At 72.7% G+C, this 22001-nt stretch carries 23 protein-coding genes and 2 pseudogenes; 14 read left to right on the top strand and 11 right to left on the bottom strand.

Annotation, left to right across the window (positions count from 1 at the left end; all coding sequences use genetic code 11):
• Window positions 1-27 precede the first annotated feature (27 nt).
• Both ABEA82_RS21080 and ABEA82_RS21075 read left to right on the top strand, forming a co-directional pair.
• Window positions 28-888 (top strand): metallophosphoesterase family protein, encoded by an 861-nt coding sequence (locus tag ABEA82_RS21080; protein ID WP_345663126.1) that lies wholly within the window; start codon window positions 28-30, stop codon window positions 886-888.
• On the top strand, window positions 885-1544 hold the full coding sequence (locus ABEA82_RS21075) for a 4'-phosphopantetheinyl transferase family protein (RefSeq protein ID WP_345663125.1): 660 nt from the start codon (window positions 885-887) through the stop codon (window positions 1542-1544). Before ABEA82_RS21080 ends, ABEA82_RS21075 begins: the two co-directional genes overlap by 4 nt.
• A gap of 99 nt (window positions 1545-1643) precedes the next feature.
• On the opposite strand, the gene ABEA82_RS21070 is transcribed toward ABEA82_RS21075, so the two are convergent.
• The 3 genes from ABEA82_RS21070 to ABEA82_RS21060 form a co-directional block, all read right to left on the bottom strand.
• Window positions 1644-1886, bottom strand: a complete 243-nt coding sequence (locus tag ABEA82_RS21070; RefSeq protein ID WP_345663124.1) for a hypothetical protein — start codon at window positions 1884-1886, stop codon at window positions 1644-1646.
• A 176-nt stretch (window positions 1887-2062) separates the two neighbouring features.
• Window positions 2063-2593: a toxin-antitoxin system, toxin component gene (locus ABEA82_RS21065; protein ID WP_345663470.1), complete on the bottom strand. Its 531-nt coding sequence runs from the start codon at window positions 2591-2593 to the stop codon at window positions 2063-2065.
• Window positions 2594-2625: 32 nt separating this feature from the next.
• Entirely contained in the window at window positions 2626-3285 is a 660-nt protein-coding gene (locus ABEA82_RS21060) for a helix-turn-helix domain-containing protein (RefSeq protein ID WP_003994279.1), read from the bottom strand.
• Window positions 3286-3523: 238 nt separating this feature from the next.
• On the opposite strand from ABEA82_RS21060, the gene ABEA82_RS21055 reads away from it, so the two are divergent.
• The 7 genes and pseudogenes from ABEA82_RS21055 to ABEA82_RS21025 all read left to right on the top strand — a co-directional run bounded on the left by ABEA82_RS21055 (window position 3524) and on the right by ABEA82_RS21025 (window position 9753).
• Window positions 3524-4183 (top strand): MmyB family transcriptional regulator, encoded by a 660-nt coding sequence (locus ABEA82_RS21055; protein WP_345663123.1) that lies wholly within the window; start codon window positions 3524-3526, stop codon window positions 4181-4183.
• A 72-nt stretch (window positions 4184-4255) separates the two neighbouring features.
• Window positions 4256-5410: an NAD(P)/FAD-dependent oxidoreductase gene (locus ABEA82_RS21050; protein ID WP_345663122.1), complete on the top strand. Its 1155-nt coding sequence runs from the start codon at window positions 4256-4258 to the stop codon at window positions 5408-5410.
• Window positions 5407-5697 (top strand): annotated as a pseudogene (locus tag ABEA82_RS21045) ((2Fe-2S)-binding protein); the annotation flags it as partial. The gene ABEA82_RS21050 and the pseudogene ABEA82_RS21045, both read left to right, overlap by 4 nt.
• Before the next feature lie 43 nt (window positions 5698-5740).
• The gene (locus tag ABEA82_RS21040) at window positions 5741-7150 is read left to right on the top strand and encodes an FAD-dependent oxidoreductase (protein WP_345663120.1); all 1410 of its coding nucleotides are present in this window, start codon (window positions 5741-5743) and stop codon (window positions 7148-7150) included.
• Window positions 7147-8037, top strand: a complete 891-nt coding sequence (locus ABEA82_RS21035) for a dihydrodipicolinate synthase family protein (RefSeq protein ID WP_345663119.1) — start codon at window positions 7147-7149, stop codon at window positions 8035-8037. Before ABEA82_RS21040 ends, ABEA82_RS21035 begins: the two co-directional genes overlap by 4 nt.
• Window positions 8038-8042: 5 nt before the next feature.
• Window positions 8043-9044 (top strand): proline racemase family protein, encoded by a 1002-nt coding sequence (locus ABEA82_RS21030; protein ID WP_345663118.1) that lies wholly within the window; start codon window positions 8043-8045, stop codon window positions 9042-9044.
• A 37-nt stretch (window positions 9045-9081) separates the two neighbouring features.
• Entirely contained in the window at window positions 9082-9753 is a 672-nt protein-coding gene (locus ABEA82_RS21025; protein ID WP_345663117.1) for a GntR family transcriptional regulator, read from the top strand.
• 7 nt (window positions 9754-9760) lie between these two features.
• Here ABEA82_RS21025 and ABEA82_RS21020 read toward each other — a convergent pair whose 3' ends face one another.
• Genes ABEA82_RS21020 through ABEA82_RS21010 form a run of 3 tightly spaced genes read right to left on the bottom strand, consistent with a single transcriptional unit; the run spans window position 9761 to window position 11954 of the window.
• On the bottom strand, window positions 9761-10696 hold the full coding sequence (locus tag ABEA82_RS21020) for a PDR/VanB family oxidoreductase (protein ID WP_345663116.1): 936 nt from the start codon (window positions 10694-10696) through the stop codon (window positions 9761-9763).
• Window positions 10693-10887 carry a hypothetical protein gene (locus tag ABEA82_RS21015; RefSeq protein ID WP_345663115.1) on the bottom strand — a complete coding sequence of 65 codons (195 nt, stop codon included), beginning with the start codon at window positions 10885-10887 and terminating at the stop codon, window positions 10693-10695. Before ABEA82_RS21015 ends, ABEA82_RS21020 begins: the two co-directional genes overlap by 4 nt.
• Window positions 10884-11954: a Rieske 2Fe-2S domain-containing protein gene (locus ABEA82_RS21010; RefSeq protein ID WP_345663114.1), complete on the bottom strand. Its 1071-nt coding sequence runs from the start codon at window positions 11952-11954 to the stop codon at window positions 10884-10886. The genes ABEA82_RS21015 and ABEA82_RS21010 overlap by 4 nt, the downstream gene beginning before the upstream one ends.
• A gap of 161 nt (window positions 11955-12115) precedes the next feature.
• Between ABEA82_RS21010 and ABEA82_RS21005 the strand changes: the two genes are divergently transcribed.
• The 3 genes from ABEA82_RS21005 (at window position 12116) to ABEA82_RS20995 (ending at window position 13792) form a co-directional block, all read left to right on the top strand.
• Window positions 12116-12322, top strand: a complete 207-nt coding sequence (locus ABEA82_RS21005; RefSeq protein ID WP_345663113.1) for a LysM peptidoglycan-binding domain-containing protein — start codon at window positions 12116-12118, stop codon at window positions 12320-12322.
• A gap of 41 nt (window positions 12323-12363) precedes the next feature.
• Window positions 12364-12552: a peptidoglycan-binding protein gene (locus tag ABEA82_RS21000; RefSeq protein ID WP_345663112.1), complete on the top strand. Its 189-nt coding sequence runs from the start codon at window positions 12364-12366 to the stop codon at window positions 12550-12552.
• 157 nt (window positions 12553-12709) lie between these two features.
• Window positions 12710-13792, top strand: a complete 1083-nt coding sequence (locus ABEA82_RS20995) for a hypothetical protein (RefSeq protein ID WP_345663111.1) — start codon at window positions 12710-12712, stop codon at window positions 13790-13792.
• Here ABEA82_RS20995 and ABEA82_RS20990 read toward each other — a convergent pair.
• Window positions 13771-15054 carry an MFS transporter gene (locus tag ABEA82_RS20990; RefSeq protein WP_345663110.1) on the bottom strand — a complete coding sequence of 428 codons (1284 nt, stop codon included), beginning with the start codon at window positions 15052-15054 and terminating at the stop codon, window positions 13771-13773. The genes ABEA82_RS20995 and ABEA82_RS20990 overlap by 22 nt on opposite strands.
• A 169-nt stretch (window positions 15055-15223) precedes the next feature.
• Here ABEA82_RS20990 and ABEA82_RS20985 point away from each other — a divergent pair, with 169 nt between their 5' ends.
• On the top strand, window positions 15224-17275 hold the full coding sequence (locus ABEA82_RS20985) for a phosphocholine-specific phospholipase C (protein ID WP_345663109.1): 2052 nt from the start codon (window positions 15224-15226) through the stop codon (window positions 17273-17275).
• Here the strand turns inward: ABEA82_RS20985 and ABEA82_RS20980 are convergent.
• On the bottom strand, window positions 17265-18212 hold the full coding sequence (locus ABEA82_RS20980) for a DMT family protein (protein ID WP_345663108.1): 948 nt from the start codon (window positions 18210-18212) through the stop codon (window positions 17265-17267). The two genes, ABEA82_RS20985 and ABEA82_RS20980, sit on opposite strands and share 11 nt — an antisense overlap.
• Complete coding sequence (locus tag ABEA82_RS20975; RefSeq protein WP_345663107.1) at window positions 18209-19012, bottom strand: phosphatase PAP2 family protein; 804 nt, start codon at window positions 19010-19012, stop codon at window positions 18209-18211. The genes ABEA82_RS20980 and ABEA82_RS20975 overlap by 4 nt, the downstream gene beginning before the upstream one ends.
• A gap of 164 nt (window positions 19013-19176) precedes the next feature.
• Between ABEA82_RS20975 and ABEA82_RS20970 the strand changes: the two genes are divergently transcribed.
• Window positions 19177-19785 carry a TetR/AcrR family transcriptional regulator gene (locus tag ABEA82_RS20970; protein WP_345663106.1) on the top strand — a complete coding sequence of 203 codons (609 nt, stop codon included), beginning with the start codon at window positions 19177-19179 and terminating at the stop codon, window positions 19783-19785.
• Window positions 19786-19941: 156 nt separating this feature from the next.
• On the opposite strand, the gene ABEA82_RS20965 is transcribed toward ABEA82_RS20970, so the two are convergent.
• A complete protein-coding gene (locus ABEA82_RS20965; RefSeq protein ID WP_345663469.1) occupies window positions 19942-20958 on the bottom strand; it encodes a collagen-like triple helix repeat-containing protein in 1017 nt (338 codons plus the stop codon).
• A 441-nt stretch (window positions 20959-21399) separates the two neighbouring features.
• A pseudogene (locus ABEA82_RS38705) lies at window positions 21400-21483 on the bottom strand (DUF2510 domain-containing protein); the annotation flags it as partial.
• Window positions 21484-22001 lie beyond the last annotated feature (518 nt).

The following is a 22001-nucleotide window of genomic DNA, read 5'->3' as shown; positions in this document are numbered from 1 at the left end:
GGCGCGCGGGGGCGGAGGGGGCGAGAGGTGACGTCGACGGCCGGGGGAGCCGGACAACTGCTGGCCATCAGCGATCTGCACATCGGCTACCCGGAGAACCGCGCCCTCGTCGAGGGGATGCGGCCCGGGACGGACGACGACTGGCTCCTCGTGGCCGGTGACGTCGCGGAGACCGTGGCCGACATCCGCTGGACGCTCAAGACCCTGGCGGGCCGCTTCTCCAAGGTCGTGTGGGTGCCCGGCAACCACGAGCTGTGGACCCATCCGAGCGACTCGGTCACCCTGCGCGGCGTCGCCCGATACGAGTACCTGGTCGAGCTGTGCCGGGAACTCGGTGTGACGACACCCGAGGACCCCTACCCGGTCTGGGAGGGCCCCGGCGGCCCCGTGGCCGTCGCCCCGCTGTTCACGCTGTACGACTACTCGTTCCTGCCGGCCGGGTGCGCCACCAAGGAACAGGGCCTGAAGTACGCCCACGGCACGGGCATCGTGTGCACCGACGAGTACCTGCTGCACCCCGACCCGTACCCGAGCCGGGAGGCCTGGTGCCGGGCCCGGATCGCCGAGACCGAACGCCGACTCGCCGAACTGCCCGGGGACCTGCCCGTGATCCCGGTCAACCACTACCCGCTGGACCGGCACCCCATGGACGTCCTGTGGCACCCCGAGTTCGCCATGTGGTGCGGCACGGACCTGACCGCCGACTGGCACCGCAGGTTCCGTGTCCACACGATGGTCTACGGCCATCTGCACATCCCCCGCACCACGTGGCACGACGGCGTGCGCTTCGAGGAGGTGTCGGTGGGCTACCCCCGAGAGTGGCGCAAGCGGCCCGGGGAGCCGGGACGGCTGCGGCGCATCCTGCCGAGGGAGGACGAGGAGCAGTGATCGAGGAGCTGCTGCCGCAGACCGTGGTCGCCGTCGAGGCGTTCGGCCACGACGGCGCGGACACACCGCTGTTCCCCGAGGAGGCGGCGCTCGTGGCGCGGGCGGTCGAGAAGCGACGCCGGGAGTTCGCCGTCGTCCGCTCCTGCGCCCGCAGTGCCATGGAGAAGCTCGGCGTGCCGCCGCAGCCGATCCTGCCCGGGGAGCGCGGCGCCCCGGGCTGGCCGCCCGGGCTGGCCGGCAGCATGACGCACTGCGACGGCTACTGCGCCGCCGCGCTGGTCCGCGCCGCCGACCTGGCCTCCCTGGGCATCGACGCCGAGGCCCACGGTCCGCTGCCCGAGGGCGTCCTGCCGTCGGTGTCCCTGCCGTCGGAGGCGGAACGCCTGCGCCGGCTCGCGGCCCGGCGCCCCGACATCCACTGGGACCGGCTGCTGTTCAGCGCGAAGGAGTCCGTCTACAAGGCGTGGTTCCCCCTCACCGGGAAGTGGCTGGACTTCATGGAGGCCGACATCGAGCTCACCGAGGACGGCGCCTTCCGCGCCGCGCTCCTCGTCCCCGGGCCGCTGGTCGGCGGCCGCCGCCTCGACCACTTCGCCGGCCGCTGGACCGCGCAGCGGGGCCTGGTGGCGACGGCGATCGCCGTACCGCACGCCTGAGGCGGCCCCCACGCCCGAAGGGGCGCGGGGAACTGCGCGAACGGCCACGGACCAGTCGCGGACGGACGACCACCCGCAGCACCCGAGTCCTCTACCGGCTCAGGGCCCCGGCTCCGGACACCAGCTCTGCAACAGCCGGAAGAACGCTTCCTCGTTGCCGGTCAGGCCCGCCCGGTCGAGGGCCGCTTCCGCCTCGGCGAGGACGGCGGGCGGGACGACCGGGGGCCGCCCGGAGCCGGACGGGCCGCTCTCCAGGTCGAGGGTGGCCCGGACCGTGTGCAGCAGGCGCAGATAGGCCTGGACGGCGGTGCGTTCACGGTCGGTCAGTACGGCGGTGGGCATCGGTCGGCTCTCCCCGTGTCGGCGTCATCGGTCCCGCGCCTCGCGGCGCGCACGCCCCCGCACAGAAAGGGCGCACCCCCAGCTTGCCGCCCACCACTGACAATCCGGCCCCGGCGCCCTGCGGTTCGCCCGCTCGGCGCACACGGAAGGGCACGCCAGCCCCTGCGGGCGGCCCCTCAGCTCTGCGGCCCCGGATACCCCAGCGACGCCTCGATCCGCCCGGCCAGATGGTCCCGCTGCACCGGACCCCGCGCCGTCGAACCCGCCAGCCACGCCCGGCACTTGCTGGCGAGCAGCAGGCCGAAGGTCTCGGCCTCCTTCTCGTCGTCCAGGTCGAAGCGGGTGCGGGCGGCGACCTTCAGCACGGTGGCCTGGAGGTCGGCGGAGTCGTCGAGCAGCCGGGCCGCGACGGCGGCGCCCTCGACGTGGTGGGAGCAGTGCCCGGCCTTCATGTGCCACAGCTCGTGTCCCAGGATCACCAACTGGTGATCGGGAGCCGTGCGTTCCTCGATCACGACGAGGTCCTGCTCGGCCATGTCGAGCCACAGCCCGCTCGCGGTCCCGGGCGGGAAGGCGGCCGTACGGAAGCGGACGGGGCGGCCACGGCGTCTGCTCATGGCGTCGCACAGCGCGGCGTACAGCTCGTCGGGCCGCGCCGGCACGGGAAGGGTCAGCTCCGCGACCAGCTCGCCGCACAGGCGGCGCATTTCCTTACCGATGCCCACAGTTCTCCCCACGGTCACGACTCGGGCCGCTTGACGCTCTCCAGGAGCATGTCCAGCCACTCCGCGACCTTGTCGCGGTGCTGGTCGGTGGGCAGCTGCGCGGCCCGCCAGGCGATGCCGCGCACGCCGTGGTCCTGCAGCAGCCGCTCCAGCGGGTCGTCGGCCGCCGCGGCCGCCTCCCGCTCGCGGTCGGCGAGCTGCTGCAGCAGCTCCTGCTCGATGTGCTGGAGGGCGCTCACGAGTGCCTCGGGGTCCTCGGCCGTGAGGAAACCGGCGTGGACCCGGAAGAACCGCTGGAGCGCGTCGCAGTGTTCCATGGTCGGCCGCCGGTCACCGTTGATGAGGGCGCCGGCCTGCTGCCGGGACATGCCCGCGCCGTCGGCGATCTCCTGCTGGGTGTATCTGCGGCCGTTGGGCTTGAGCCGGGTCCTGCGCAGCAGGTCCAGGCGCTGCAGGAACCGGGCCTGGACGTCGGGTTCGCCCGCCGGCCGGCCGCCGAGCAGGGCCTTGACCACGGGTTCCGGGACCCCGGACGCGACGGACAGACGCCCGGTGTCGAAGACCTCGGCGTGCGGCACGCCGAGCCGGTCGGTGAGTGCGGTGACACGGGCGACGACGGCCAGTAGCACGGCCGTCGGCGTGGCGCCAGGACCCTCGACGAAGCCACCCGTCACCGACAGATCTCCTACGTCTCTCACAGGCTTCTCACAAGTGGATGCCGTGACCTACCCCGGCGTGAACTTCCCGGAGCGTAGCCGGTGCTTCGAACTCACATCCAGGTCTCGCCACAACTGTGGCCAATTTCAGCCGTCAACAGCCACGGAATGCCACGATAGTTGACATGCCTCAGCTCCGGGCAGCAGGATCGGGGCGCCGCGTCAAGGCCGCACAGGCAAGAGGGGTGACCTCCCGATGGCATTTCAGGCAGGAGGGCAGCGGCCGGCACCGCGGCCCGTCCTCGAGACTCCCGAAGTCCAGGCCTACCTGGAGGACTACGCCGCGTTCATGGAGGCCGTGCCCTCCCCTTCGCTCGTCGTCGACCACTGCTGGGACGTGGTGCTGACCAACAGCGCCTTCCGGTCACTCTTCGGTGCCGTCGGCCCGCACCCGAGCGCCATGCCGGGCGACAACTTCCTCAGGTTCGTGCTGTTCCACCCCGACGCGCCCGCCGTGCTCGGTGAGCACGAGTCGAGCTGGTGCCTGCCGATGCTCGCGCACTTCGCGCGGTCGGTGGAGAGCCACGGTCCCGACCACGGGCTCCAGGCCATCCGCCGCGAGATCGCTCAGGACCCGATCATGGAGGCCGCCTACCGGCACGGCCTGCCGCACTGGATCCGCTCGGTCGGCGAGGCCGCCGTCGAGCAGGACGGCGCCGTACGGCCACTGCTGCACCCGGACCCGCGCTGGGGTGCCACCGACTGCCGGATCGTGGCCGAGACGTCCACGACACTCGGCGAACTGGGCTGTACCCGGCTCACGTTCGTCCTGCGCGAGGCCCGCCGCGCCCTCTCCAGGGACCGCCGCCCACGCCGAACCGCCTCTCATCTGAGGGTCGTCCCGGCGGTCGACTGAGCGCTCCCGCGCGCCCGTCCCGCCCTTGTCCGCCCCATTCCCACCGGGTGTGGTGTGTGACATAGTACTGCCGTGAGCGAGTCGCTGACCTGCGATGTCGTGGTGATCGGAGCCGGAGTGGTGGGCGCCGCCTGCGCCCTGTACGCGGCCCGCGCGGGCCTGGACGCCGTCGTGGTGGACCGGGGCCCGGTGGCCGGCGGCACCACCGGCGCGGGGGAGGGGAACCTCCTCGTCTCCGACAAGGAACCCGGGCCGGAGCTCGAACTGGCCCTGCTCTCCGCCCGGCTGTGGGCCGAACTGGCCCGTGAGGGGCTGGGGGAGGCGATCGAGTACGAGGCCAAGGGCGGTGTCGTCGTCGCCGGCACCGACGGGGCACTGGCGGGGCTGGAGAGGCTCGCCGCCGGACAGCGCACGGCGGGCGTCGAGGCGGTCCCGGTGTCGCCCGACCGGCTCCCCGACCTCGAGCCGTACCTGACGCCCGGCCTCGCGGGCGGCATGCACTACCCGCAGGACGCCCAGGTGATGCCCGCCCTCGCGGCGGCGCACCTGCTGCGCGCCTCGAAGGCACGGCTGCTCACCGGCCGGGAGGTGACCGGGGTGCTGACCGGCCCGGGCGGCGTGGTGCGCGGGGTGCGTACCGGCCGCGGCGACATCCACGCGCCGGCGGTCGTCAACGCGGCCGGGACGTGGGGCGGCGAGGTGGCGGCCCGCGCCGGGGTGTCCCTTCCGGTGCTGCCCCGGCGCGGCTTCGTCCTGGTCACCGAGCCGCTGCCGCCGCGCGTCCGGCACAAGGTGTACGCCGCGGACTACGTGGCCGACGTCGCGAGCGACTCGGCGGGCCTGCAGACCTCCCCGGTCGTGGAGGGCACGCCCGCCGGGCCGGTCCTCATCGGCGCCAGCCGCGAACGGGTCGGGTTCGACCGGACGGTGTCGCTCCCGGCGCTGCGGGCGCTCGCGGCCGGCGCGACGCGGCTCTTCCCGTTCCTCGCCGGGGTCCGGGCCATGAGGGCGTACACCGGCTTCCGGCCGTACCTGCCGGACCACCTGCCGGCGATCGGCCCCGACCCCCGGGTGCCCGGCCTCCTGCACGCCTGCGGGCACGAGGGCGCGGGCATCGGGCTGGCCACCGGCACCGGGCACCTGATCGCCCAGGCGCTGACCGGCCGGGCACCCGACCTGGACCTCACCCCGTTCCGGCCCGACCGCTTCCCCGAGGAGGCCGAGTGAACCCGCTGGAACTCGCACGCGCCAGGCCCGGCCCCGCCTTCACGGTCATGTTCGACGGGCGCCCGGTCGAGGCCCTGCCCGGCCAGACGATCGCCGCCGTGCTGTGGGCCGCGGGCGTCACGTCCTGGCGCACCACCCGCGGCGAGGGCCGCCCACGCGGGGTGTTCTGCGGGATCGGCGTCTGCTTCGACTGCCTGGTGACCGTCAACGGCCGTACCGGGCAACGCGCTTGTCTGGTGCGGGCGCGTCCCGGGGACCTCATCGGCACGCAGGAGGGAACGGGACACGGGGGAGAGGGGCGTCAGGGTTCGGGGCGCGCGGACAGGGCCGATGACGGCACAGGCCGCACGGGACCCGGCGACGAGGGGACCGGCCGTGCGCACTGACCTCGTCGTGATCGGGGCCGGACCCGCCGGCCTGGCCGCGTCCCTGGCGGCGTCCGCACGCGGCGCCGGGGTGGTGCTCGTGGACGGGGCGACGGAGACCGGCGGGCAGTTCTACCGCCAGCCCGCCGCCAGGCTCGGCGCCGGGCGGCCCGAGGCGCTGCACCACCGGTGGCGCACCTGGGAGCGGCTGCGCGACGGACTCGCCGCCAGTGCCGTACGCGTGCTGACGGATCACCACGTCTGGTGCGTGGAACGGACACCCGGCGGCTTCACCGTGCACGCCCTGCTCGGCCCGGAGCAGGAGGAACCGGCCGAGGTGCACGCGGACGCCGTGCTCCTGGCCACCGGCGGCTACGAGCACGTCCTGCCCTTCCCCGGCTGGACCCTCCCCGGCGTCGTCACCGCCGGAGGAGCCCAGGCCATGCTCAAGGGCGCGCTCGTGGTGCCGGGGCGCCGGGCGGTCGTGGCCGGGACCGGGCCCCTGCTGCTGCCCGTGGCGACCGGGCTCGCGGCAGCCGGTGTCGAGGTCGCCGCACTCGTCGAGTCCGCCGCCCCGGGGCGCCTCGCCCGCCACGGCCCGGCCCTGGCCGGCAAACTCCCCGAGGGCGCCGTGTACGCCGTCCGCCTGCTGCGCCACGGTGTGCCGTTCCTCGCCCGGCACACCGTCGTCCGCGCCCACGGCGACGACCGGCTGACCGGCGTCACGGTCGCCGCCCTCGACGCCACCGGACGCGTCCGGCCCGGAAGCGAGCGGCACCTGCCCTGCGACACCCTGGCCGTCAGCCACGGCATGCTCGCGCACACCGACCTGGCGGAGGGCCTCGGCTGCCGCCTCGACGGGCACACGGTCGCCGTCGACAGCGAGCAGCGCACCGACGTACCCGGCGTCTGGGCGGCCGGCGAGGCCACCGGCATCGGTGGCGCCGCCCTCGCCCTCGCCGAGGGACACATCGCCGGGTGCTCCGCCGCCGCCCGCCTGCACGGCACCGAACCCACCCCGGCCCCCGCCGCCCTCAAGGCCCGCACCGGGCTCCGCAAGACCGCCGCCGCCCTCGCATCCGCCTACGCGCCGCCCGCGCACTGGCCTGAGCAGGTCACCGACGACACCGTGGTCTGCCGCTGCGAGGAAGTCACCGCCGGTGCCGTGCGCGACGCCCTGGACCTCGGCGCGGGCGACGCGCGCACCGTGAAGCTGCTCACCCGCGCGGGGATGGGCTGGTGCCAGGGCCGGATGTGCGGCACCGCGGTCGCGGGTCTCGCCGGATGCCCGCCCACCCCGTCCAGAAGGCCGTTCGCCCGTCCCGTGCCGCTCGGCGTCCTCGCCCGGCCACACCCCCAGGAGGGACTGTCATGACCGAACACCGCCCCTGGCGCGGCGTCCTCGTCGCCACCGCGCTCCCGCTGAACGACGACCTCTCCGTGAACCACGACAGGTACGCCGAACACTGCGCCTGGCTGGTCGAGAACGGCTGCGACGGCGTCGTGCCGAACGGCTCCCTCGGCGAGTACCAGGTGCTCACCCCGAAAGAGCGCGCCCGGGTCGTCGAGACCGCCGTCGCCGCGATCGGCGGGCAGCGCGTCATGCCCGGCGTCGCCGCGTACGGGTCCGCCGAGTCCCGGCGCTGGGCCGAGCAGGCGGGCGAGGCGGGCTGCCGGGCGGTGATGCTGCTGCCGCCGAACGCCTACCGCGCCGACGAACGCTCCGTCGTCGCCCACTACGCAGCGGTCGCCGAGGCGGGCCTGCCGGTCGTCGCGTACAACAACCCGATCGACACCAAGGTCGACCTCGTGCCGGAACTGCTCGCCCGGCTGCACGGCGAGGGACACATCCAGGCGGTGAAGGAGTTCTCCGGGGACGTGCGCCGTGCCTACCGCATCGCCGAACTCGCCCCGGAACTCGACCTGTTGATCGGCGCCGACGACGTCCTGCTGGAGCTGGCCGTCGCGGGCGCGAAGGGCTGGGTGGCGGGCTACCCGAACGCCCTGCCGCAGGCGTCGGTCGAGCTGTACCACGCGGCCGTCGACGGCGACCTCGACACCGCACGGGCCCTGTACCGGCAGTTGCATCCGCTGCTGCGGTGGGACTCGCGGGTGGAGTTCGTCCAGGCCATCAAGCTGTCGATGGACATCGTCGGCCGCCACGGCGGCCCGTGCCGCCCCCCGCGCGTGCCGCTGCTGCCCGAGCAGGAGGCGGCGGTCCGCGCCGCCACGGAGAAGGCCGTCGCGGCCGGATTGGCCTAGGGACCATGCGCAGCAGACTCGTCCTGCACGCCGTCGACTCGCACACCGAGGGCATGCCGACCCGTGTGATCACCGGCGGCATCGGCACCATTCCGGGCGCCACCATGAACGAGCGGCGGCTGTACTTCCGCGAACACCGCGACGACATCAAGCAGTTGCTGATGAACGAGCCGCGCGGGCACTCCGCCATGAGCGGCGCGATCCTCCAGCCGCCGACCCGGCCCGACTGCGACTGGGGCGTCGTCTACATCGAGGTCTCCGGCTGTCTGCCGATGTGCGGGCACGGCACGATCGGCGTCGCGACCGTCCTCGTCGAGACCGGCATGGTCGAGGCCGTCGAGCCGGTCACCACCATCCGGCTCGACACCCCCGCGGGGCCGGTCGTCGCCGAGGTGGCGGTGCAGGACGGAGCCGCGAAGGCGGTCACCCTGCGCAACGTCCCCTCCTTCGCCGTCGGCCTCGACCGCAAGGCCACCCTCGCCGACGGGCGGACGGTGACCTATGACCTCGCCTTCGGCGGCAACTTCTACGCCATCCTGCCGCTGGAGCAGTTCGGCCTGCCCTTCGACCGGTCCCGCAAGGACGACATCCTCCACGCCGGCCTGTCCCTCATGGCCGCCGTCAACGCCGAGGAGCCGCCCGTCCACCCGGAGGACCCGTCCATCCACGGTCTGCACCACGTCTACCTGGCCGCGCCCGGCTCCACCGCCCGCCACTCCCGGCACGCCATGGCCATCCACCCCGGCTGGTTCGACCGCTCGCCCTGCGGCACGGGCACCAGCGCCCGCATGGCACAGTTGCACGCGCGCGGCGAACTCCCGCTGCACACCGAGTTCGTGAACGAGTCCTTCATCGGCACCCGGTTCACCGGCAGACTGCTCGGCACCACCGAGGTGGCCGGCCGCCCGGCCGTGCTGCCCAGCTTCACCGGACGCGCCTGGATCACCGGCACCGCCCAGTACCTGCTGGACCCCGAGGACCCCTTCCCCGCGGGGTTCGTCCTGTGAGCCGGCCCCTGCGCACCAGAGAGGAACCCCGACCGCCATGACCCCGCAGCACACCCCGGCCCTGCCCCGGCTGGGCAGCAGGAAGCCCAGCCACCGGGAGCGGGTCGCGGACGCGCTGCGGGCCGCCCTGATCGCCGGTGAACTGCGCCCGGGCGAGGTCTACTCGGCCCCCGGCCTCGCCGCCCGGTTCGGCGTCTCCGCCACCCCGGTGCGCGAGGCCATGCTCGACCTCGCCAAGGAGGGCCTGGTCGACACCGTGCCCAACAAGGGCTTCCGGGTCACCGCCGTCTCCGAGAAGCAACTCGACGAGTACACCCACGTCCGGGCGCTGATAGAGATCCCCACGACAGCGGACCTCGCCCGCACGGCCGACCCGGTGGCGCTGGAGGCGCTCCGCCCGGTCGCCCAGGAGATCGTCACCTCCGCGGCGGCCGGTGACCTCATCGCCTACGTCGAGGCCGACCTGCGCTTCCACCTGGGCCTGCTGACCCTCGCCGGCAACGACCACCTCGTCGATGTCGTCCGCGATCTCAGGCGCCGCTCCCGGCTGTACGGGCTGACCGCGCTGGTGGAACAGGGCCGGCTGGAGGCGTCGGCCGAGGAACACCTGGAGATCCTGGACGCGTTGCTCGCCCGCGACGAGGAGGCCGTACGGGCCGTGATGACCCGGCACCTCGGGCATGTCCGGGGCCTGTGGGCGGCACCCTGACCCACCGTCACAGGTCCAGCACCAGCCGCTTCCCACGGCAGCGGGAGACACAGATCAGCATGGTCTCGCCCGCCGCGCGTTCGTCGTCGGTGAGCACCGAGTCGCGGTGGTCCGGCTCGCCGTCCAGCACGTCCGTCTCGCAGGTGCCGCAGGTGCCCTCGGTGCAGGAGTAGAGCACCTCGACCCCGGCGGCGCGCACGGCGTCGAGCACCGACACGTCCGGCGCGACCGTCACCGTCCTGCCGCTGCGCGCCAGCTCCACCTCGAACTCCGTGGTGCCGCCGGCCTCCTGCTCCTTGGGCCGGAACCGCTCGACGCGCAGCACACCCGACGGGCAGCGCTCCTCGACCGCGTCCAGCAGCGGCCCCGGGCCGCAGCAGTAGACGAGCGTGCCGTCGGGGAGGTCGTCCAGTACCGACGACAGGTCCAGCAGCCCGGACTCGTCCTCGGGCGTGATCGTCACCCGGTCCCCGTACCGGACCAGTTCGTCGCCGAACGCCATCGACCGGCGTGTGCGCCCGCCGTACAGCAGCGTCCAGTCGGCGCCCGCCGCCTCGGCCGCCGCCAGCATCGGCAGGATCGGGGTGATGCCGATGCCGCCCGCGACGAAGCGGTAGCGGGCGGCCGGCTCCAGGCCGAAGTTGTTCCGGGGCCCGCGCACCCGGACCTTGTCACCCCGTCCCACCCGCTCGTGCACATGGGCCGAGCCGCCCCGCCCGTCCGGCTCGCGCAGCACCGCGATCCGCCAGGCCGACCGGTCCGCCGGGTCGCCGCACAGGGAGTACTGCCGCTCCAGCCCGGGGCCGAGCACGACGTCGATGTGGGCGCCCGGCTCCCAGCCCGGCAGCTCCTCGCCCAGCGGATGGCGCAGGGTGAGGGCCAGCACGCCCTCGGCGGCGGACTCCCGCCGCTCGACCACCAGTTCCTCTTCGTACACGCTCACGAGCTGTTCCCTCCCGGCTCCTCGACCTGGTGCCCCCGCGGGTGCGCGAGCATCCACTCCCACATCTCGACCGGGTCCTGCGCGGTGTGCTCACGGCCGCAGTGGCAGGTGCCGTGCAGGAGGTCGGTGCCGGGCAGCCAGTCGATGCGGTAGATCTCGCGCGGCCCCGCCGCTGCGGGGAGCCTCGTCACTGGACCTTCTCCACCGGCTTCTCGCCCTGCTCCACCAGCCGGGCGAGGATACGGCGGGCGGCCAGACCGCCGGTGTCGATGTTGATGCTCAGCTCCTGGTAACCGGTGCGCTCGGTACCGAGCGTCTTCTGGAGCAGGTCGAGGGCGGTGACGTCCTGCATCACGACCGTGTGGTTGTTGCCCCGCAGGAACTCGGTGACCTCGGCGTCGTCCGTCGCCCAGTCCCGCGAGACCGCCCAGAAGTCGTACACCTTGCCGTCGCCCGAGGGCGTGATCGCGTACGTGATCTCGGTGTGGAAGCCGTTCGGGTCGCTGCCGTCCGCCTCCGGCAGCACACCGGCCGGGGCGATCCGGCTGTGCAGCAGGTACAGGCAGGGGGCGTGGTACTCGATGTCCTGCCAGCGGGTGATCCGCCCCTTGATGCCGGTGGACCTGGCGTAGAACGGCGGGCACTCGGCGTCGTCCATGTGCCGGCTCACCCGGACGATCCCGGCGCCCTCGTCGACCTCGGTCGTGATCGGCGTCTCGGCGACCTCCGGCGTGCCGATGTAACCGCCGTGCAGATACGTCTCGTGGGACAGGTCCAGGAGGTTGTCGACGAGCAGTCCGTAGTCGCAGTCGATCGGCTCCATGCCGCGCACGGTGACCCAGCCGGGGGAGTCGAGGTGCCTGGCCCGCGGGATGCCCTGCGGGTCGGCGAGGGCCGGGTCGCCGATCCACACCCAGATCAACGAGTCCTGCTCGACGACGGGGTAGGAGGCGACCCGGGCCGTGCGCGGCACCCGTTTCTGCCCGGGGACGTACACGCAGGTACCGGTCGTGTCGTACGTGAACCCGTGGTATCCGCACACGATCCGGTCGCCGTCGAGGCGCGTCGGGGCTTCGGACAGCGGGTACCGGCGGTGCACGCACCGGTCGTGCAGCACGACCGGCGTGCCCTCCTGTGCCGTCCGGTAGAGCACGAGCGTCTCACCGAGGATCGTCCGTCCGAGCAACTCCCGCCCGACCTCGTGACTGTAGGCGGCGACGTACCACTGGTTCCTGGCGAAGGCGGTCATGTGAGGCATGGGGTCGGCTCCCGTCTCTCGTGGTGCCGTCATCGTCGGGGCGGCCCTCCGGGCGCCGCAACGGGCCTTCCGCCGGACGGAAGCCGTTTCCGAATCAAATGGTGAAATCGAAACGGAATTCTCGACTTTATCGCGGCGGGGATTTGTTTTAGCCTGGATGCATGGCAAAGACAAGGACGCAGTTCTATACAGTGAAACGCGGTGACAACCTCACCAAGATCGCGCGTATGTTCCACGTGACGCTGGATCAGATCCTCGAGTGGAACCCGCAGATCGAGAATCCGGATCTCATTTATCCCGGTCAGCGGATACGCGTGGCCCCACCCCCGGAAGAGGAAGGTGAATACGACGCCCCTTTCCGGGAGTAGACTTCTTCCGACCGTCGACGAGGAGTCCGCTCATCGAAGCCATGGGCTACCGTCTCGTCGAGGAGGATTGCTCGGAGTACCCGAGCGACCCCGACCAGAGGTGGAGCCCGGCGGACCAGAAGTCGTACGCCAAGTGGCAGTACAAGCTCGGATACCGGGGCGCCGACGCTGACGGCATTCCGGGGCCGAAGTCCTGGAAGAAGCTGCATGTGCCCGCAGTTTACGAGTGACCAGAGCCAAAAGCCGGTCGGCCCGTACCGCAGCCGCATCACAGGCCTGCGCAACGGGCCGCCGCGCTCTGCGTGGCGTGCGCGTGCGAAAACCAGGATCGCCTATCTCGAGGCGCAGCTGGAACACGAAAGTGCCGGCCCCTGCCCCGGCGAGCGAATGACTCTCATCGAGGGAGTCCGGGGTCATCTCGAAAAGGCCCGAACTGCTGCCGACGAGGAATTCGGCTGGCGCCGTCCGTGGTCGGGCTCGGCTGCCCGCGAGGGCGTCTGGTCGAATGTGCGCAGCGCTGAGGTGATGCTGCTTCAGCTGGCGTCCGACGAAGAGGCCGCAGGCCGTGCCAGCGAGGTCATGGCGCTCGTCAAGAAGCATCTGGACATCGACGACCCGCGACGGGTCAGACTGGGCCGGCGGATCCGGTACATCATCTCCGGCGGCATGACGCCCGGCGACCGGGATCTCATGACCCGGGCGCTCGACGCCTCGTACAACGCGCTGGACGACGAACTGGCCCGGGTACGCAGCTTGCGCAACATCCTGTGGACCGCGACGTTCCTCGTGCTGCTCGGTGTCGCGGGCCTCGCGCTGTACGGCTGGTTCTCGCCCAGCTCGCTCAGCCTGTGCTTCACGCCCCAGAACGGTCCCGAGGCCGCGGACCGGATCACGGTCGTCTGCCCCACCGCGGAGTACCACAACGTCCGGGCGGGCACCGACGCCAGCAGTCTGGCCAAGCCGAGGGACATCCTCACCGTCGAGATCGCCGGGCTCGCCGGCGCCGCGCTCACCGTCATCGCCTCACTGCGCCGCATCCGGGGCACCAACGCCCCCTACATGCTGCCCCTCGCGTCCGCGGTGCTGAAGTTCCCCACGGGTGCGCTGACGGCGTTCCTCGGGCTGCTGCTGATCAGGGGCGCCTTCGTCCCCGGGCTGAGCGATCTCGACAGCAGGGCGCAGGTCCTCGGCTGGGCCGCGGCCTTCGGCGCCGCACAGTACCTGGTGACCCGTCTCGTCGACGACCGTGCCCAGGAGACGTTGTCGGATGTGGGCAGGCCCACCGAGGCCATGACCGACCCCGAACGGGCCGCCGTCAAGGAGAGCCCGGCGGTGGGAGAGGCCGGGTCGCCCGGGTCACCTGACGGGTTCCAGGACGGGGCGGGACCGCACGAGCCGGCGCACCCGGCCGACGGGGACGGCGAATCGGGCACCGACGGGGCGCCCGCTCACCGCCGCAGCGGAGCGTGAGCAGTCTCCGGCAGCCGCAGATACACCAGCGACGACAGCAGGCAGAGCACCGCGACGTACCACGGGAACAGCCCCGAGTGCCCCAGCTCCTTGAACAGGGTGCCGACGTACGGGGCCGTCCCGCCGAACAGGGCCACCGTCAGCGAGTACGGGAAGCCGATGCCGGCCGCGCGCACCCGGGGCGGGAAGATCTCCGCGTTCACGGCCGCGCTGATCGAGGTGAACCCGGTGAGCAGCACCATGCCCGCGCACTGCACCAGCAGCAGCACCGCGAACGAATCGTTCAGGGCGTGCAGCAGCGGCACCGAGAGCAGTGCGAAGCCCAGGCCGAAGAAGAGCAGCAGGGGGCGGCGGCCGAAGCGGTCCGAGAGCAGACCGCCGAGCGGTTGCAGCACGGCGAAGAAGGCCAGTGAGATCGTGCCCGCGAGCAGCGCGTCCGACTTCTCGATGCCCGCGTTGAGCTCCGCGTACGTCGGCAGGTACGACGTCCAGGTGTAGTAGGCGATGGTGCCGCCCGCCGTGATGCCGCAGATGAGGAGCGACTCGCGCGGGTGCCGGCGCAGCGCCTCGAACAGGCCGGGGCGCGGGGCCTGCTGCTGTTCCTCGCTGCGGGTCTCCTGCGCGCCCTGCCGGATCCAGAAGCCGACCAGGCTCAGGACGGCCCCGAGCACGAACGGCACCCGCCAGCCCCAGCCGTTCATCTGCCCGTCGCTCAGCGTGTCCACCAGCAGCGTGGCGATGCCGGAGGCGACGAGCTGGCCGATGGTCGTCGACACGTACTGGAAGCTGGAGAACAGCCCGCGCCGCCCCGGAGCCGCCGACTCGACCAGGAAGGTCGTCGAGGCCGCGAACTCGCCGCCCACGGACAGGCCCTGGAGCAGCCGGGCGAGCACCAGGATCACGGGTGCCAGTACGCCCACCGCCGCGTAGGTCGGGGTGAGCCCCACCAGCAGGCTGCTGCCGCCCATCAGCAGGATGGTGACCGTCAGCGCGGCCCGCCGCCCGTGGCGGTCCGCCACGGTGCCCATCAGCAGTCCGCCGACCGGCCGCATGAAGAAGCCCACCGCGAACACCGCGAACGTGGACAGCAGCGGCACCAGCGAGTTGTCCGCGCTCTTGGGGAAGACCTGGGCGGCTATGTAGGTGGCCAGAAACGTGTAGGCGTACCAGTCGTACCACTCGACCGCGTTGCCCACCGAGGCGGCGAGGAGCTGGCGAACGGGCCGTTTCGTCGGCGGGGAAACCGTCTTCGTCTCTGTCACGCCCCTCACCCTCCCCCGCCGGCGCCTCGGCACACCTTCCGTACCGGCGACTTTCACACGAGTGTCACGCGCCCCTTCCTTGACGTTTGGTGTCCCTGAAACACTCCTTCCGCGCAGATTCCGTCACGTTCCGGCCATCCCGTACCTCAGGATGAGAGGTCTGTCCTTCATGTCCGAAGTCAACCGGCGCCGCTTTCTCCAACTCGCGGGTGCCACCACGGCCTTCAGTGCGCTGTCCGCCAGCATCCAGCGTGCCGCCGCCCTCCCGGCGAACCACCGCACCGGGTCGATCGAGGACGTCGAGCACATCGTCGTCCTGATGCAGGAGAACCGTTCCTTCGACCACTACTTCGGCACCCTGAGAGGCGTCCGCGGCTTCGGCGATCCCCGCCCCGTCACCCTCGACAACGGCAAGCCCGTCTGGCACCAGGAGAAGGACGGCAAGGAGATCCTGCCGTTCCACCCGGACGCCGACGACCTCGGCATGCAGTTCCTGGAGGGCCTGCCGCACTCCTGGCCCGACGGCCACCAGGCGTACAACGGCGGCAAGTACGACCGGTGGGTGCCCGCCAAGGGCACCACGACCATGGCGTACCTGACCCGCGAGGACATCCCCTTCCACTACGCCCTCGCCGACTCCTTCACCGTCTGCGACGCCTACCACTGCTCGTTCATCGGCTCCACCGACCCGAACCGCTACTACATGTGGTCCGGCTACACGGGCAACGACGGCGCCGGCGGCGGCCCGGTGGTCGGCAACGACGAGCTCGGCTACGGCTGGACGACCTACCCGGAGCGCCTGGAGCGGGCCGGCATCTCCTGGAAGGTCTACCAGGACATCGGTGACGGCCTCGACGCCAAGGGCTCCTGGGGCTGGATCGAGGACGCCTACCGCGGCAACTACGGCGACAACTCGCTGCTCTACTTCAACAGGTACCGCGACGCGAAGCCCGGCGACCCCTGGTACGACAAGGCCCGCACCGGCACGAACGCCAAGGCCGGCGAGGGCTACTTCGACCGGCTGCGCGCCGACGTCAAGGCGGGCAAGCTGCCGCAGATCTCCTGGATCGCCGCCCCCGAGGCCTTCTCCGAGCACTCCAACTGGCCCTCGAACTACGGTGCCTGGTACATCGCCCAGGTCCTGGACGCCCTCACCTCCAACCCGGAGGTCTGGTCGAAGACCGCCCTGTTCATCACCTACGACGAGAACGACGGCTTCTTCGACCACGTGGTGCCGCCGCTGCCCCCGAAGGACGCCTCCCGCGGCCCGTCCACCGTCGACGTCTCCCTCGACCTCTTCCCGGGCGACGGCAAGAACACGGCCGGCCCCTACGGCCTCGGCCCCCGGGTGCCGATGCTGGTCGTCTCACCGTGGAGCAAGGGCGGCTACGTCTGCTCGGAGACCCTCGACCACACCTCGATCCTGCGGTTCATGGAGCGCCGCTTCGGCGTGCGCGAGACGAACATCTCGCCGTGGCGCCGGACCGTCTGCGGAGACCTGACGGCCGCGTTCGACTTCTCCCGCAAGGACACGCGTCCGGCCCCGCTGCCCGGCACCGACGCGTACGAGCCGCAGGACCGCGAACGCCACCCCGACTACAAGCCCGCCCCGCCCGCCGACCCGCGCATGCCCCGGCAGGAGCGCGGACTGCGCCGCTCCCGGCCGCTGAGGTACGCCCCGCACGTGGACGCCTCGGTCGACACGGCGGCCGGGAAGCTCACCCTCACCTTCGCCTCGGGGGCGAAGGCGGGCGGCGCCTTCCACGTCACCTCCGGCAACCGCGCCGACGGACCCTGGATGTACACCACGGAGGCGGGCAAGTCGCTGTCCGACACCTGGAACTCGGCCTACTCGGCGGGCGCCTACGACCTGACCGTGCATGGCCCGAACGGCTTCGTGCGGGTCTTCAAGGGCTCGAACAAGACGGCCGGCTGCGAGGTCACCGCCCGCCACACCGGCGACGACATCGAGCTGACCTTCACCAACAAGGGCTCCGGCACCGCCCGGCTGAAGCTCTCCGACGGCTACGGCGGCCGGCCCTCGACCGTCACCGTCCGCCCCGGCGCGAAGGTACGGCGGACCGTCGACCTCGCCGGCAGCCGCCGCTGGTACGACCTGACCGTCACCGCCGAGGGCGACAAGGCGTTCCTGCGGCGGTTCGCGGGACACGTCGAGAACGGGCAGCCGGGTGTGAGCGACCCGGCGATCGTCACCGCATAGCCGCGGTGAGGTGCCCCGGATCCTGCGGCCGGGGCACCCACGCCGGTTCGGCCGCCGCCGAGCCGGGTTCCAGGGCCAGGACGGCGGCCACCGGATGGTCGTCGTCCGCCGGGCGGTCCACGGGCGTCGCCCTGCTGAGCAGCACCACGCCCCAGGACGCGAGGCCCGCCCCGGCGAGCGCGAGCGGCACGCCCGCCGGGCCGCCCTGGAGACGCTCGCCCAGCAGGGAGAGACCGATCACGGCGGCGGCCAGCGGGTTGGCCAGCGTCACCATCGCGAGCGGGGCGCCCAGACCGCCTTGGTACGCCGTCTGCGAGAGCATCAGACCGCCGGCCGCGAAGGCCGCCACGAGCAGCGCCACCCCGACCACCTGGACACTCAGCAGCGGACCGGACCGGTCCGTCGCGGCCACCGTCACCGTCTGGGTGAGCGCCGACGCGACCCCGGAGGCGAGCCCCGACGCGCTCGCGTGCCGCAGCCCGGGGCGGGCGCCCGGCCGCGACAGCACCCCGATGAGGGCCGCGGTGGCGCCCGCGACCGCCAGCGCCTCGGGCACGCTCAGCACGTCGTCCGGGGCCGGACCGGACGCGCTGACCAGGATCGCGCCCAGGCCCAGCAGCGTCAGCGCGGTGCCCTGCCACTCGACCGCGCACACCCGCCGGCCCGCGATCCGGGCCCCCATGGGCACCGCCGCGACCAGGGTGAGCGCGCCGAGCGGCTGGACCACGGTCAGCGGACCGTACCGGAGCGCCACGACATGCAGCAGCGCGGCCGACGCGTTCAGCCCGACCGACCACCACCAGGCGCCGCTCGCCAGCAACCGGAGCGTGCCCGAGCCGGGGGAGCGGGCGGCGAGCCGCTCCTGGGCGACCGCAGCGGCCGCGTAGGCGACGGCGGAGACGAGGGACAGGGCGACGGCGACGAGCACGGCGTTCATCGGGCGGCCCCCACGAGCGTCTGCTCCCCGGCCGGAGCCGGTACGAGGCTGTCCTGAGGTCGGTCCGCCGTGCTCGCCGTGCGGTGGGGCAGGGGGACCGCCGTGAGCGCGAGACCGAGCAGGGCCGTCGCCACCATCGCGTCCAGCCAGTAGTGGTTCGCCGTACCGACGATCACCAGCAGCGTCAGCAGCGGATGCAGCAGCCACAGCCACCGCCACCGCGAACGGGTCGCGACGATCAGGCCGATCGCCACCATCAGCGCCCAGCCGAAGTGCAGCGACGGCATCGCCGCGAACTGGTTCGACAGGGAGTCGGTCGCGGGATCGCCGTACACCGACGGCCCGTAGAGACGCGCGGTGTCCACCAGACCGGTCGCGGCCAGCATGCGGGGCGGGGCGAGCGGGAACAGCAGATGCAGGACCAGCGCGGCGGCCGTGACCGCGGCCAGGACCCGGCGGGCCCACACGTAGTGGGCGGGCCTGCGCAGGTAGAGCCAGACCAGGAAGGCGACGGTGGCGGGGAAGTGGACGGCCGCGTAGTAGGTGTTCGCGAGGTGCACGAGGCCGTCGCCGTGCAGCAGCAGGGACTGCACCGCACCCTCGCCGGGCAGGTGGACCGCTCGTTCGAAGTCCCACACGCGGTGCGCGTGGTGGAGGGCCCCGCCGGTGTGGCCCGTGGCCAGCTGCCGGCCGAACTTGTAGACGAGGAAGAGCCCTGCGACGAGCAGGAGCTCCCGGACGAGCGGTGGTCGCGCTATCGCGTCGGACCCCGCCGGCGCAGGCTCGGTGCGGGCATTCATCCCCCGGCCCCTTCGATGACGGTGCAGTTATCGGTACGAGTGCGTACCGATACGCCAGTGTACCGATACGCCTCCGTACCGGTACACTGGCGTATCGATAGACGTAGGACACACCGCGGACCGGGAATTTTCCGGGCCGCCGACGAAAACCGGGAGCATCGCCCATGACGTCGCAGGCTGCGGACCGGCCCGAGCCGACCGGTTCCTCGCGCCGCTCCAAGATCACGCCCGAGCGTGAGCGGGAGTTCTTCGACGCCGTACTGGAGCAGCTCCGCGAGTGCGGGTACGACTCCGTCACCATGGAGGGGATCGCCGCCAGCACCCGGTGCAGCAAGTCCACGCTCTACCGCCAGTGGAAGACCAAGCCCCAGTTCGTGGCGGCGGCGCTGCGCTCGAACCGGCGGACGCGCCGCGTCGACACCGGTTCGCTGGCGGACGACCTGCGTGAGGCCGCCCGGGCGGCGGGCGAGCTGTCCGGCCGGGACACCAGGCTCCTCCAGGCGCTCGCCCATGCCGCGCCCCAGGACCCCGAGCTCCAGCGCGCGTTGCGCGAGGCGCTGATCGAGCCGGAGATCGCCGCGCTGAAGGAGATCATCCGGCGCGGGGTCGAACGCGGGGAGGTGCCCGCCGATCATCCGGCGCTGGAGTACATCCCGGCCCAGATGTTCGGCGTCCTGCGCATCCGGCCCCTCCTGGAGGGCGAGTACGCCGACCCGGACTACCTGGTCCGGTTCGTGGAGGCCGCCGTGCTGCCGGCACTCGGCCTGACCTGAGACCCGGGCCGCCGTCCACCGGATGACCGGACGGCGACCCGACCGCGCCGACCCGTGGGGACGGGGGCGGCGCGCACCCCCCGGCCGGGTGGGGTGCCCCTGTGAGCGGCGGGGGCGCCCCACCCGGCCGACCGCTGTCCGGCCGGCCGCTCCTCCTCAGACGTCCTGGCCGTTGCCGCTGCCCGTCGACACCTTGATGCCCTTGGCGATGTCGTCCAGGACGGCCTCCTTCTGGTCGGCGTCGACGCCGAAGCGGACGACCACCAACTGCTTCGCGTTCGCGGGGGAGGGGAAGACGAGCGACTCCACGATGCCGTCGGCGCCCTTGCTCGTGACGGCCTTCCAGCGGACCAGGTAGCCCTTCTGCCCGGCCACCGTCACGGCTTTGGAGTCCAGCACGTCGTGCGAGGTGATCCCGCCGTAGGACTTGCCGCCGTACGACTCCTCGGCGTTCGCCGCGATGTCCGCCTTCGCGACCTCCTCGGCGGTGCTGCCCTTGGAGCCGAGCAGCAGGGCCGGTGCCGAGTAGGCGCCGCCCTTCGTGCAGGTCGCGGAGGTGTCGCCGGGGCACTTGTAGGAGTCCTCGGACGTCACCTGCGCACCGGCCCTGGCCTCCTGGCCGTACCAGCCCTCGGGGATCGGCAGGCTGATCCCGGAGACCGCGTCGGTCACCGAGCCGCTCCTGATCTTCGGTGGCTCGGACTGCTCGGGCGACGGGCTCTGTCCGCCGGAGCCGCCGGAGCCGCCCGACCCCCCGGAGCCTCCGGAGCCCCCCGAGCCGCCGGGCCCGCCGAAGGGGCCGCCCTGGCCCCCGGTTCCGCCCGGGCCGCCGGGACCGCCCGGCCCCTGTGAAGTGGCCGAACCGCCGCCACCGCCGTTGTCCGTCAGCGCGTACACGCCCACGCCGATGCTGGCGAGGACCACGACAGCCGCGCCCACGGCCGCCCCGATCCGCAGCCGCCGGCCCCGCCCGGGCGGAGGCGCGGCAGGGTACGCGGGGTACCCGGCCGCACCGGCGTACCCGGCGACGCCCTGGAACCCGCCCGGACCTGGCTGCCCGGGGGCGCCCGGGTACGCGGCGGGACCGGGGTGCCCGGGGGTGCCCGCGTGTCCGGCGAGGCCAGGCTGCCCCGGGGCACCCGGATACCCCGCTGGACCTGCCTGCCCTGCAATACCCGGATGTCCGGCGGAGCCTGACTGCCCGCCATTACCTGCATATCCGGCTATGCCTGGTTGATCGGCATTGTTCGGTTGTTCAGCGGTATTCGACTGTTCGGCAGTACTTGAATGCCCGACAGGCTCGGGATGTCCGGTAGGAGTTGATTGCCCGGTAGCGCCTGGTTGTCCGGCAGTGTCCGGTCGCTCGGCAGTGTCCGGCCGCTCGCCGGTGTCCGACGGGCCGGTGGGGTTCGGATGCCCCGTGCCCGCCGGGGCCTCAGGGGGCGGCGGGCTCCCCTCGGCACCTGGTTGTCCCGAGGCGGCCGGGTCCCCGGAGGGTGTCGGGCGGTCGCCGGAGGGCGGCTCCGCCGGTGAGTTCCCGGAGGTCGGGGCTTGCGTAGGGGGACCCCAAGCGGTGGCCGGCTCCGCCGGACGGATGCGGTCCGTCCAGGCCTTGCCGTCCCACCAGCGCTCGGTGGCGGGCCCGTCACTTGTCTGTCCGGGGTCGGGGTACCACCCGGAGGGAGTCTCCTGCGTCATGCCCCCACCGTATGAGGCGTGCGTGAAAGAGGCATGAGAGGCGTCGAAGACAACGCCTCAGCCCACCAGCGGACGCCTCGGCCGCCGGCCCGTCGGCGAGGAAGTCGCCATCCCTCCCGGCCCGGTGTCACCGACCCGAGCACGCTCGGATGCCGGACACCGGTGTACGCGGGCTCGGTGCCCGGCAGTCCGCGCACGGTCCGGAAACCCGGCGTGCCCACGGACCGCACGGCGTCCGCCACCGTCCGGGCCGTGAGCATCGTCAGCGTGGCGACGACGTCCTCGGCGGGCAGCGTCCGAACCCGGTCAGCGCGTCCCGCAGATGACCGAGAGGGAACAGCCGCGTCGATCAGCGCCCGGCCGCCGCGCCGTGGATCCCGTTCCTGGTGACGAGACGTCACCTTCAGTACTCCCGTGGGACGTTGACCCGCAGACGGCTGGTGGCGGTCCGGCGGCGTCGCCCGGCCGCACCCCGGTTTCACCCGTCACGGCAACTGGTGCCCGGTCCACCCTCCACT

The organism is Streptomyces venetus, from assembly GCF_039540295.1.
Taxonomy (GTDB): domain Bacteria; phylum Actinomycetota; class Actinomycetes; order Streptomycetales; family Streptomycetaceae; genus Streptomyces; species Streptomyces venetus.
This window is presented reverse-complemented; position numbering and strand designations above follow the sequence as displayed.

Bases quoted from the DNA above. Each gene is read 5' to 3' on its own strand.
- ABEA82_RS21070 (WP_345663124.1), bottom strand. From the start codon at position 1,886: ATGCCCACCGCCGTACTGACCGACCGTGAACGCACCGCCGTCCAGGCC.
- ABEA82_RS21040 (WP_345663120.1), top strand. From the start codon at position 5,741: ATGACGGCACAGGCCGCACGGGACCCGGCGACGAGGGGACCGGCCGTG.
- ABEA82_RS21025 (WP_345663117.1), top strand. From the start codon at position 9,082: ATGACCCCGCAGCACACCCCGGCCCTGCCCCGGCTGGGCAGCAGGAAG.
- ABEA82_RS21000 (WP_345663112.1), top strand. From the start codon at position 12,364: ATGGGCTACCGTCTCGTCGAGGAGGATTGCTCGGAGTACCCGAGCGAC.
- ABEA82_RS21005 (WP_345663113.1), top strand. From the start codon at position 12,116: ATGGCAAAGACAAGGACGCAGTTCTATACAGTGAAACGCGGTGACAAC.
- ABEA82_RS20995 (WP_345663111.1), top strand. From the start codon at position 12,710: ATGACTCTCATCGAGGGAGTCCGGGGTCATCTCGAAAAGGCCCGAACT.
- ABEA82_RS21030 (WP_345663118.1), top strand. From the start codon at position 8,043: ATGCGCAGCAGACTCGTCCTGCACGCCGTCGACTCGCACACCGAGGGC.
- ABEA82_RS20970 (WP_345663106.1), top strand. From the start codon at position 19,177: ATGACGTCGCAGGCTGCGGACCGGCCCGAGCCGACCGGTTCCTCGCGC.
- ABEA82_RS21065 (WP_345663470.1), bottom strand. From the start codon at position 2,593: ATGCGCCGCCTGTGCGGCGAGCTGGTCGCGGAGCTGACCCTTCCCGTG.
- ABEA82_RS20980 (WP_345663108.1), bottom strand. From the start codon at position 18,212: ATGAACGCCGTGCTCGTCGCCGTCGCCCTGTCCCTCGTCTCCGCCGTC.
- ABEA82_RS21010 (WP_345663114.1), bottom strand. From the start codon at position 11,954: ATGCCTCACATGACCGCCTTCGCCAGGAACCAGTGGTACGTCGCCGCC.
- ABEA82_RS21035 (WP_345663119.1), top strand. From the start codon at position 7,147: ATGACCGAACACCGCCCCTGGCGCGGCGTCCTCGTCGCCACCGCGCTC.
- ABEA82_RS20985 (WP_345663109.1), top strand. From the start codon at position 15,224: ATGTCCGAAGTCAACCGGCGCCGCTTTCTCCAACTCGCGGGTGCCACC.
- ABEA82_RS20975 (WP_345663107.1), bottom strand. From the start codon at position 19,012: ATGAATGCCCGCACCGAGCCTGCGCCGGCGGGGTCCGACGCGATAGCG.
- ABEA82_RS21055 (WP_345663123.1), top strand. From the start codon at position 3,524: ATGGCATTTCAGGCAGGAGGGCAGCGGCCGGCACCGCGGCCCGTCCTC.